7 protein-coding genes are annotated in these 10,426 nt (G+C 66.0%); all 7 read right to left on the bottom strand.

The annotated features are described in order from the left end of the window. Nucleotides 1–251 precede the first annotated feature (251 nt). The gene (locus J1C47_RS22130; RefSeq protein WP_207352984.1) at nucleotides 252–2,861 is read right to left on the bottom strand and encodes an HWE histidine kinase domain-containing protein; all 2,610 of its coding nucleotides are present in this window, start codon (nucleotides 2,859–2,861) and stop codon (nucleotides 252–254) included. Nucleotides 2,862–3,370: 509 nt separating this feature from the next. Next, the gene (locus tag J1C47_RS22125) at nucleotides 3,371–4,654 is read right to left on the bottom strand and encodes an NAD(P)/FAD-dependent oxidoreductase (protein WP_207352983.1); all 1,284 of its coding nucleotides are present in this window, start codon (nucleotides 4,652–4,654) and stop codon (nucleotides 3,371–3,373) included. A gap of 126 nt (nucleotides 4,655–4,780) precedes the next feature. Further along, on the bottom strand, nucleotides 4,781–6,211 hold the full coding sequence (locus J1C47_RS22120; RefSeq protein WP_207352986.1) for a glutamine synthetase family protein: 1,431 nt from the start codon (nucleotides 6,209–6,211) through the stop codon (nucleotides 4,781–4,783). Nucleotides 6,212–6,626: 415 nt separating this feature from the next. Beyond that, the gene (locus J1C47_RS22115; RefSeq protein WP_207352982.1) at nucleotides 6,627–6,848 is read right to left on the bottom strand and encodes a ribosome modulation factor; all 222 of its coding nucleotides are present in this window, start codon (nucleotides 6,846–6,848) and stop codon (nucleotides 6,627–6,629) included. Between the two features lie 347 nt (nucleotides 6,849–7,195). Continuing rightward, nucleotides 7,196–8,251: an autotransporter outer membrane beta-barrel domain-containing protein gene (locus tag J1C47_RS22110; RefSeq protein ID WP_207352981.1), complete on the bottom strand. Its 1,056-nt coding sequence runs from the start codon at nucleotides 8,249–8,251 to the stop codon at nucleotides 7,196–7,198. A gap of 446 nt (nucleotides 8,252–8,697) precedes the next feature. After that, nucleotides 8,698–9,747: a threonine aldolase family protein gene (locus J1C47_RS22105; RefSeq protein ID WP_207352980.1), complete on the bottom strand. Its 1,050-nt coding sequence runs from the start codon at nucleotides 9,745–9,747 to the stop codon at nucleotides 8,698–8,700. A 246-nt stretch (nucleotides 9,748–9,993) separates the two neighbouring features. Continuing rightward, entirely contained in the window at nucleotides 9,994–10,425 is a 432-nt protein-coding gene (locus J1C47_RS22100; protein ID WP_207352979.1) for a pentapeptide MXKDX repeat protein, read from the bottom strand. Nucleotide 10,426: the final 1 nt, after the last annotated feature.

Here is a 10,426-nt window from a genome sequence, read left to right as displayed (position 1 = left end):
ACCCAGCGTTCCGAAAAGGCCAGGATCTCCGCCACCTCTGCCCGCGATCGACCCTTCGCCAGAAGCAGGATCGTCTGGAAATGGTTGCGCTCGACGACGTCGGCGGCGTCGCGAAATCGCCGTTCAAGCTCATCGATCGTCAGCGGCTCGGGACTGAACGCCATCAAAGGCCTCCTTCAAATCGCTCCCATCAAGCCTATGAAATTCGAGCCCAAGCGGGAATCCTCTGAATCAATCCCCCGAATTCGGTATCAGGCCCCGCGGCGATCGAGCGCGCGTTCGAGCGCCGCGATCAGCTGGTCGGTGGCGAAGGGCTTCTTGATCGCCTCGACGTCGGTGCCGACGTCCTGCGGCAGTTCCAGCTTCTCGCCGTAGCCGGTGACGAAGACATAGGGGATCCGCGCCTTTTCGAGCAGCGGTGCCAGGGGGAAGCTCGTCTCGCCGCCGAGATTGACGTCGAGCAGCGCGACGTCGATGGTCTCGCTTTCGATGATCCGCCGTGCCTCGCTGACGCTCATCGCGGTGAGGACGTGGGCGGCTCCGCTGTCGACGAGCATCTGCTCGGCGTCGAGCGAGATGATCATGTTGTCCTCGACGATGAGGGCGCGCTTGCCGGCGAGGCGTGATTGCGCGGCACCCGCGCTTTTGTCGGTCCGCAAGGGCTTGCCTTCTTCGTTTCGGGGGTGGGCCGCCTCGCCCCCTTCCGGTGCGAGCCAGAACGTCCGGGGCGGCAGGAGGAAGCGGCCCCTGACCCCGGCGAGATGATAGTCGATCGTCACCTCGCCGCCGAGGTCGTGGGGGATCGAACGCTCGATGATCGTCGTGCCGAAGCCGCGGCGCGTCGGCGGCTGCACGGCCGGGCCACCGCTCTCGCGCCAGCGGATCTCGCAGCATTCGTTGTCGTCGACCCGCCACTCGACGTCGACATGGCCGAGCGAATCCGACAGGGCGCCATATTTGGCGGAATTGGTCACCATCTCGTGGAAGACGAGGGCGAGGGTCGAGAAGGTCTTGGCCTCGACCAGCACCGGGGGGCCGTCGAGATGCACCCGGGTGACCTTGTGGCCGACATAGGCCTCGATCTCCGTCTGGATGATCGATCGAAGGCTCTGCGCCTGATACTTGTCGTCGGTGATCTGGTCGTGGGCCCGCGCCAGCGCCTGGATGCGCCCGCCGATGATCGCGGAAAAGTCGTCGATGCTCTTGGCGCTGACCCGGCTCTGGACGACGAGCGCCCGCATCAGGCTGAGGATGTTGCGGACCCGGTGATTGAGCTCGGCGATCAGCAGTTCCTGGCGCTGGGTGGCGAGCGTCTGCTGGCGCTCGGCCTCCTCGTTGAAGCGCAGCAGCACCTCGAGGATCGAGACACGCAGCGCCTCTGCCGCCTTCAGCTCCGAGGACAACCACGGCCGCGACTTGCCGCGCACCGTCTCCTGCCAGGCCTCGAAGCTCTTGCGCGGTGTCAGGCGCGGCCCGTTCGGCCCGAATTCGACCGGCTTCTCGTCCGGCCGCCCGGCCCAGGTGACGGTCTCGACGATCTCCTTGCGGAAGAAGATGAGGTAGTCGCGGGGCGAGCGCGAGATCGGGATGGCGAGGAGCCCCGCCGCCCGGTCCATGAAGTCGTGGGCCTTCGGATAGACCGAGGAGAGGTCGTCGCTGGCATAGACCCGGCTCGCCGAGGCGCGGTTGAGAAACCGCGTCAGGCCCGGCATGTCGTCGGGAAAAGGGCAGCGTCCGACGGTGCGCACGACGTCCTTTGCCCAGATGGCGAAGCCGTCGCAATGGATGAGTTCGCGGAAGTCGTCGGCAAAGTCGATCAGTTCTTCCATCGTCGGCGAGGTGGCGACGAGCCGGCCGACCACCCGGTCGTGGAGGTCCCGGGCCTCTTCCTCGACGCGGCGCATCTCCTTCGACAGCCGGCCTTCGATGACCAGCGAGATCACCTGCCCGAACAGCTCCATGGTGGAGCGCATCTCCATCGAGAGATGCCGGGGATGGTAGTGATGCAGGGCGAACAGCCCCCAGAGCCTGTCGTCGATGACGATCGAGATCGAGAAGGAGGCGGAAACCCCCATGTTCTTCAGATACTCGACATGGATCGGCGAGACCGCCCGCGTCACCGACAGCGACAGGTCGAGCGGCTCGCCGGTCGGGCCGGTGGGCGGCACGATGTCGACGTCGGTCGAATCGACGTCGGAAATGATGCGCACGCGGTTGCGCAGATAGAGCTGGCGCGCCTGGCGCGGGATGTCCGTCGCCGGGTAGTTGAGGCCGAGAAATGGCTCGATGTCGCGGTTGAGCGCCTCGGCGACGACGGCGCCCGAGCCGCTGTCGTTGAAGCGGTAGAGCATGACGCGGTCGAAGCCGGTCACGGCGCGCAACTGCCGCACGCATTCGTTGAACACCGCGTCGCTCGTCGTCGAGCGCTCGATGCGCGCCATCATCGCCTTGATCACGGCGCCGGGATTGCCGTTGCCGAAGGTCTCCTCGCGCGCCTCTTCGAACTCGATGACGATGGAAGTGGAGGAGATGTGAATCGCCGCGTCGAAGCGGCGGCCGTCGCCGAAGAGTTCCGAGCCGAAGAGCCGCTCGGATCCGGCATTCGGCGCAAGCAGCTGCAGCTTCCCGCGCACGGTGTGCATCGTTGCCAGCGGCAGCACCTGGTTCAGCGGCAGGCCCAGCAGTTCGTCCGGCCGGCGGCCGAGAATGTCGGCGATGTTGGCCGAGACGTGCTGGATGATCCAGTCCATCGAAATGGCGAGGAGGTAGCCGAAGCTCTGGATGCGCCCGAGCTGGTGGATCGGTTCGCGGTCGCAGTTCGACAGGTCGACCTGGTCTGGGGAGGGACCGAACGAGTTCATCGCGCCCCCACCTCACGGCCGCCGTGAACTTCCATGACACGGCCGTCGACCCGTGCGCCGGCATGCCGCATCGAGGCGCTGCGTCTCGGCGAAAGGACAGGCGCGCCGCGCGCCGAGGCGGGGGCCGGAGGGAAGCTGGAAATCTCGTTCATCGAATTGCGAAATGTACGTCCTTTGATGCACTTACAAGTCCAAGGCGACGGCGGGTGCGACGCCGTCTCCCGAAAAGTCTCTTTGGATCTTGAAAAATCTGGCCGTTCGCCGCCGGCACGGCGCACGCGTTTTTTCGTCGCAGGACCCTCAACGCATCCGGGCCGCGACGGATCCTCGTCCCGCGCTTCGCACGGGCTCAAACCAGATAGACCCGCGCCACGCTTCGGACAGTGTTTTGCGTGTGGAAGCCGCGGCATTGCGTCGAATTGATGTTTAGCCGGGAACGAATGACAAAAAACCGCGGCAACGGCACCAACCGCCACGTGCGACGACTGGATCAAACGTCGTTCGGTGGTTCAGAACCTGTCGCGCAGCGAAAACCACGTCATGGCAAGAAACAAGAGTGGCGCCCTCAACTTTCGACCGCCGGGAAATGCCGGAATGTCGAGCGCCTCGAAATCCGCCAGCCGGTCGCGATTGCCGGCGACGCGCTCGGCATAGAGCCGGCCGGCGAAATTCGCCAGCATGACGCCGTGGCCGGAAAATCCGCCGATCGTCGTGACGCCGGGCGCGAGCGTCCTGACGAAGGGCAGGCGCTGCATGGTGATGCCGACCGAGCCGCCCCAGGCATGGGTGAGGCGGATGCCCTTCAGATGCGGATAGACCTCGGCGATCTGCCTGCGGATGTGGCGGGTGATGTCGCCGGCTTCGGAGGTGTAGGCCTCGCGCCCGCCGAACAGCAGGCGGCCGTCGACGCTCTTCCTGAAGTAGCGCACGACGAAGCGTGAATCGTCGCAGGCTTCGCCGCCGGGAAGGACGCCGGCGTCCTGGGCCAGGGGTTCGGTCGCGCCGATGAAGGAGCCGATCGGCATGACGTGCGAGTCGATCGCCTTGTCGAGCCCGGGGCCGTAGGCGTTGACGGCATAGAGCACGCGCTCGGCGGAAATCTCGCCCCCGCCGGTCGTCGCGACGATGCGGCCGGCGTCGCGGCGGGTGGCGACGACCGGCGTCTCCTCGAACAGGCGGGCGCCGCTTTCGGCCGCCACCCTGACGAGGCCGACGATCAACTTCAGCGGATTGACGTGGCCGGTGCCGGTGTCGCGGATGCCGCCGAAATAGCGCGACGAGCCGAGCCGTTCGGCGGTCTCGGCCCCGTCCATGTAGCCGACGCTCCGATAGCCGTAGCGCTCCCGCAGGGAATCGACCTGGCCGCGATATTCGGGGAGGTAGGAGCGCTTGTGGGCGACCGAGAGCTGGCCCATCCGAAGATCGGCGTCGATGCCGTTGGCGGCGATGAATTCGAAGAGATGCGCCTTGGCCTCCTCGGCGAGGTCGAACAGCGCCTTGGAGCGTTCGAAGCCGTAGAGCGCCTCGACCTCGCCCGGCCAGATCCGCTGGCCGGTGCCCATCTGGCCGCCGTTCCTGCCCGAGGCGCCGTCGCCGAAGCGGTGCGCCTCGACGAGGACGACGTCGACGCCGCTGCGCGCAAGGTGGATGGCGGCGGAAAGGCCGGTGAAGCCGCCGCCGACGACGAGGACGTCGGTGCGCACCGGCCCTTCGAGGCGCGGATGGCGCGGCCGCTCGACCGTGTCCTGATAGAAGCTGCGGCCGGGGGCGATCGGCGACAGATGGGCGTCCATCGTGGCGGACCTTCGGCTGAGGCATGATCCCGAAGAGCGAGAATCGCCTCTCGGAGAGGATCGTGCGGACAAAAGAAGACAAAGAACGGGGCAACGAGCGAAGCCCGTCACGTCCCGTTCGAGACGTCAGACCTGGAGAAGAAGGAACTCCCGCTCCCACGGGCTGATCACCTGCATGAAGGTCTCGTGTTCGCCGCGCTTCACGCCGGCATAGGTGCCGACGAATTCGCGGCTGAACACCTCCCGGAAGTGTTCTTCGGCCTCGAAGGCGGCGACGGCCTCCAGCAGACCCCGCGGCAGCTCGATCTCGCCGTCCTCGTTGACGGTGAGGTCGGTCGGCTCGCCCGGCGACACGCCGCCCACCATGCCGAGATAGCCGCAGGCGAGCGAGGCGGCGATGGCGAGATAGGGATTGGCGTCGGAGGAGGGGAGGCGGTTCTCGACCCTTCGCCCGGCGGGATCGGAATTCGGCACGCGGAAGGCCGTCGTGCGGTTGTCGTAGCCCCAGGCGGTGTTGGTCGGCGCGCCCATGCCGTAGGTCAGCCGGCGATAGGAATTGACGTAGGGCGCCATCATCAGGATCGCCTTCGGCACGTAGTGCTGCATCCCGCCGAGGAAGTTGAGGAAGAGCTCGGAGGCGGTGCCGTCGTCGTTCGAAAAGACGTTCTTGCCGGTGCGGGCGTCGACCACCGACTGGTGGATGTGCATCGCCGATCCCGGCTGGCCCTGGATGGGCTTGGCCATGAAGGTCGCATAGATGTCCTGGCCGAGCGCCGCCTCGCGGATCGTCCGCTTGAACATGAACACCTGGTCGGCGAGCTCCAGCGGATCGCCGTGCCTGAGGTTGATCTCGAGCTGGGCGGCGCCCTCCTCGTGGATCAGCGTGTCGATCTCGAGCCCCTGCGCGTCGGAAAAGTCGTAGATGTCGTCGATCAGCTCGTCGAACTCGTTGACCCCGCCGATGGAATAGGACTGGCCGGACTGGATCTGGCGGCCCGAGCGGCCGATCGGCGGCACCAGCGGATAGTCCGGATCGACGTTCTTGGAGACGAGGTAGAACTCGATCTCCGGCGCCACCACCGCCCGCCAGCCGCGGTTTTCATAAAGCTGCAGCACCCGCCTGAGGACGTTGCGCGGCGTGTAGCCGACGGCGCTGCCGGCATGGTCGACGAGGTCGCAGATGACCTGGGCCGTCGGATCGTTCTCCCAGGGCACGAGGCACAGCGTCGAGAGATCGGGCACCAGCTTCAGGTCGCCGTCGTTGGGCGAATAGCGGAACTCGCCGCTTTCCTCCGGATATTCGCCGGAGATCGTGTGCATGAACAGCGCCGAGGGAAGGGCGAGGGAGGTGTTGGCGACGAACTTCTTCGCCGGCATCATCTTGCCGCGGGCGACGCCCGCGAGATCCGGCGTGATGCATTCGAGATCGTCGATGCCGCGCAGCGCCAGCCACTCGCGCGCCTCTTCCATCGAGCGCACGCCCCGGCGGGATTCGAGAAAGGCGCGGGTCTCTTCCGGCGAGAGTTTCAGATGGGCGAGGTCGCGCTTGACCGGCATCGGCGCGCCCTTGATCGGGCTGGCCTCGTTGCCGCCGCCGCCGGCCGGCCGGCGCCGCGCATCGATCCGTTCGGGCGTCGTCGGACGGGAGGAGCCGGGTTTTTTCGGTATGGACATGAATGCCTGTCTGCTGGGCCTGAGGGGCTTGGCAGGCAGGATACAGGCTGGGACGGAACGAGGGAAGGGACGCCGCGCCTTGGACGCCGCGCCTTGCAAGGGACCGGGGGGCGCCGCCGAGGCCGGGCGCCGGGCGGCGCTCAGCCGGCAGCCGCCGCAGCAGCCTTTGCGACCGCGGTCGCGGGGAAAAATCCGTCGCCTATGATGCCGGCCCTGATGATGCCGGCCGGGACAGACCGGCGCGTCCTGCGACCGCGCGGCGGGCGGCCGGATCCCGGGATAATAGACGCAGGCGCGCTCAGGACTCGTGCGCGTCGGGCCGGCCGAGCGAGGCTGCGCGCCTGGCGTCGGCCATCATGCCGGAATGCGCGCCATCGCCGGCGGGCGCCGCGTTCCGGGCGGCATGCCAGCCGTCCATCCATTTGCCCCGCAGGTCGGAGCCTACCGGATACTGGCAGGACGACATCGGGTGATTGTGTTCGAAGGCCATCCGGCCCTGCGCGTAAGCGTCGGTCGTCATGTTTCGTCTCCCTTCGCTGTCGTTTTTCTTTGGTCTTTGCCGGTTCGCGGAAAACCTGGGCCCGGCGTCGTCGGCGGGCGTTCGGGCCAACGGCTCGACCTGGTCTCCGCCGACGTCACTACGATAACACCTTGCCCGGGCAGCCGTTCCCGAAGACGCGCGGCGCCATGTCCCACCGCCATTTTTCGATTGCATCGGCCGCCGCAGTCGCCACGCGCCACGCGGCGAAAACGCCCCGATCCGACCAGCCCATGACGGAGCTGACCGGATCGGAGGCGAAGCATTCGTGGTATCCTCATCGCCGCCAGTCCAGCGCGGTGGCGATGCCCGGCAGGGACCGTCGACCCTCAGAAGGGAATCGACAGATTGGCGCCGATCGAGGCGGAATACTGCAGGGTCTGCTCCAGATGCGACGCTTCGGGCGAGTATGAAGCCGGATTGTTCGCGACCAGGCCGGACGCTGAGCGCGGATTGACGATCTCGTAGGTATCGTTGCGAACGCCGACGCCGCCGTAAATGCCGAGCTTGGACTTGCCGCCCGCGGGGATGAAGTTGAATCCGACCCGCAACTGTCCGACACCCGCGATGTCGCTGCTCGAATCCGAAACCGCCAGCGGATTGGCGAAGTTCGAAGCATTCTGGAAGGCGTCGAGCTTGCCGTGGGCGTAGACGACGGCAGCCTGCCCTTCCACGAAGGCCTCGACGTTGGAGGAGAGGTCGAAACTCTTGCGTGCCGCGACCATCGGCCCGACCGACCCGATGTCGACGTCTTCGTGCAGGAAGGTGAAACCGCCGTTCTGGGTGTTGATCGTCGTGTTGAGATCGATCCCGCCATAGGAGGCAAAGACACCGAATGCGACGTCAGCGCCGAAGTAGGACTGCGGAAGCCCGTAGCCGATGCTGCCGTCGAAGCGCTTGTATTCCAAGCTTGCATTGACGTTGTAGGTGGTGCCGAAGCCGCTGTCGATCGCACCGGGAGACGGGGCGCCGGTTATCGGGAGGACATCGAGGAACGGCACCGGGCCGGCGGTGGGAAGGCTGCCGTCGTCGATCTCGGCTCCCTGGGTGTAGACGCCGTTGAATCCGAGATACAGGCTCCTGGATGCGCTGAGCGACGACCAGATGTCGAAACCACCTTCGACGCCGACACGGCTGAGGTCCCGGCCGTCTTCGGCCTGACCCAGGAAATTGAACGGGGCATCGTCGATCACGGTCCCGTAGCCGTTGACGATGTCCTGGTTGAGATAGGCCGCGCCGATCCTCACGTCGGCGATCGAATCGGTGGTTTCGATTGTGACCGCCGTCGGAGCGGGTTCGTAGCCTACGACGTCCGCCGCCTTCGCCTGTCCGGTGACCAGTCCGGCCAGTGACGCGGCCGCAACGTAAATGTGCCTCGTTTTCATGGATTGCCCTCCAGCATCGAATGACGGGTCGACCCTAAATTCTTGCAGGAGCGTTGCCAGTGCGGGAAAAGCACAGCCATCCAGATCAGATGACGCAGCGTCGTGAATGATTGCTGCGGGTATTGTTGGCCGTCCGTCTGCTATTCAAAAAAGTCAATCATTTAGCGATTGCGAAGCGCAATGATTGCTCTATTCTATAAATCGCATAAGCATATCCGGGCCGATAAAGATCGAACCGGTGTGTTACCGATGCAACTCATTGTAGGGGAGGCGTCTTTTCGCCCGATGCTGCCATCATCGCGACAGGGGCTCGAACGGCGAAGCGAAAATACTCTCTGAATACGACAGTTATTGCAACGATTGGATATGAATATTTCTCCCGGCGCGGCGGTTCCGCCTGATCCGGCGGAGCGATCGCGCGAGTAATGATCCGGCGGGGGAAACCGTTACCGCAAGAACCCGGCGAAGCGCACGACGTCCTCTTCGCTGGTCGACCAGCTGGTGACGAGGCGAACGAGGGTTTCGTCTTCTCCGGCGAGCTCCGGCATCGAATGCGGCGCGTTCCAATCGTGGAAGACGGCGCCGGCCTCGCGCATGCGGGCCGCGAGATCCTTCGGCAGAACGGCGAAGACCTCGTTGCTCTGGGTCGGCCAGGCTTCCCGCGCCGCATTCGAGGCTGCGAGGGCCTGGCGCAGCCGGTCGGCCATGCGGTTGGCGTGGCCGGCCATCCGGAGCCAGAGGCCGTCGTCGAAATAGGCCATGAACTGCGCGGCGACGAAGCGGGTCTTGGAGAAGAGCTGCGCCCCGCGCTTGCGGATATAGGGAAACTGCGTCGCCTTCGCGGGATCGAAGACGACGATCGCCTCGGCACACCAGCAGCCGTTCTTGGTGGCGCCGAACGAAAGGATGTCGACGCCGCGCTTCCAGGTCATCTCGGCCGGCGAAAGGCCGGTCGCGACGAGGCCGTTGGCAAAGCGCGCGCCGTCCATGTGAAGCGTCAGGCCGCGCTCGTGGGCGATCGCGGCGATCGTCTCGATCGTCTCGGCCGCATAGAGGGTGCCGGCCTCGCCCGGCTGCGAGATCGACACGGCCATCGGCTGGCCGGCATGGACGAAGTCCGGCTTGAAGCGGGCGATCTCGCGTTTCAGGTTTGCCGGGTCGATCAGCCCGTCCGGGCCGTCGACCGGCGCCATGCGCGCCCCATGGGTGAAGAATTCAGGCGCGCCGCACTCGTCCTCGACGACATGCGCCTCGCGGTGGCAGAGGACGACGCCGCCCGGCCGGTTGACCGAGGCCAGCGCCAGCGAGTTCGCCGCCGTGCCGGTGCCGACGAAGAACACGGCGACCTCGCGCTCGAAGATCTCGTCGAAGCGCTTTTCCACCGCCTTGTCGAGCTCGCTGGTGCCGTAGGCGCTGGCCATGCCCTCGCTGTATCGGGCGAGCGCGGCGTTGACGGCCGGGTGGGCGCCGGACCAGTTGTCGGAAGCGAAGATCATGGGCTCGACGCCTATACCGCAGCGCGGCGAAGGGCAAGCACGGCGGTGGCGGCCGGAAAACTCGCTCGCGCGAAGCGACCGGCCGTTCGCGACGCCTCGGTCTCCCGGGCAGGGCAACGACAAACCCAGTCGCTCCGCTCCGCCCCGAAATCGGGCGATCACCCTGGCCCGGAAAGACAGCGATCCGCTGGGTCGCCGCCGAACCTGGCGGCCGCGCGACAGGCGCCGGCGGCCCGCCCCGGCTTCCTACTTCGCGATCTTCTCGCACTCGGCGACGGTCGTCTTCGCCGTTGCCTCCATCATCATCATCTTGCCGTCCTCGCCGCTCATGAACAGCATGCAGTGCTCGACCGGCTTGCCGTGCTTCATCATGGCGTCCATCATCATCTTGTCGTCCGACATGGTCGAGCCCATGTGCCCGTCCGGCATGACGGCGTAGACCTCGCCGGCCTTCATCATCGTCATCATGGCGCCTTCCATCGGCATGGCGTCCGAATGCATCGCGTCGGACTTCATGCCGTCCGAACCCATCGTGTCCGACTTCATCGTGTCGGGCGCCATGGTGTCGGTCTTCATCGTGTCGGTCTTCATCGTGTCGGTTTTCATCGTGTCCTGGGCGAAGGCCGGAACGCTCAGGGCCGTTGCGGCGAGTGCCGCGGCGAGAATGAGGCTGCGCATG

It is taken from the genome of Jiella sonneratiae, assembly GCF_017353515.1.
Lineage (GTDB): Bacteria > Pseudomonadota > Alphaproteobacteria > Rhizobiales > Rhizobiaceae > Jiella > Jiella sonneratiae.
This window is presented reverse-complemented; position numbering and strand designations above follow the sequence as displayed.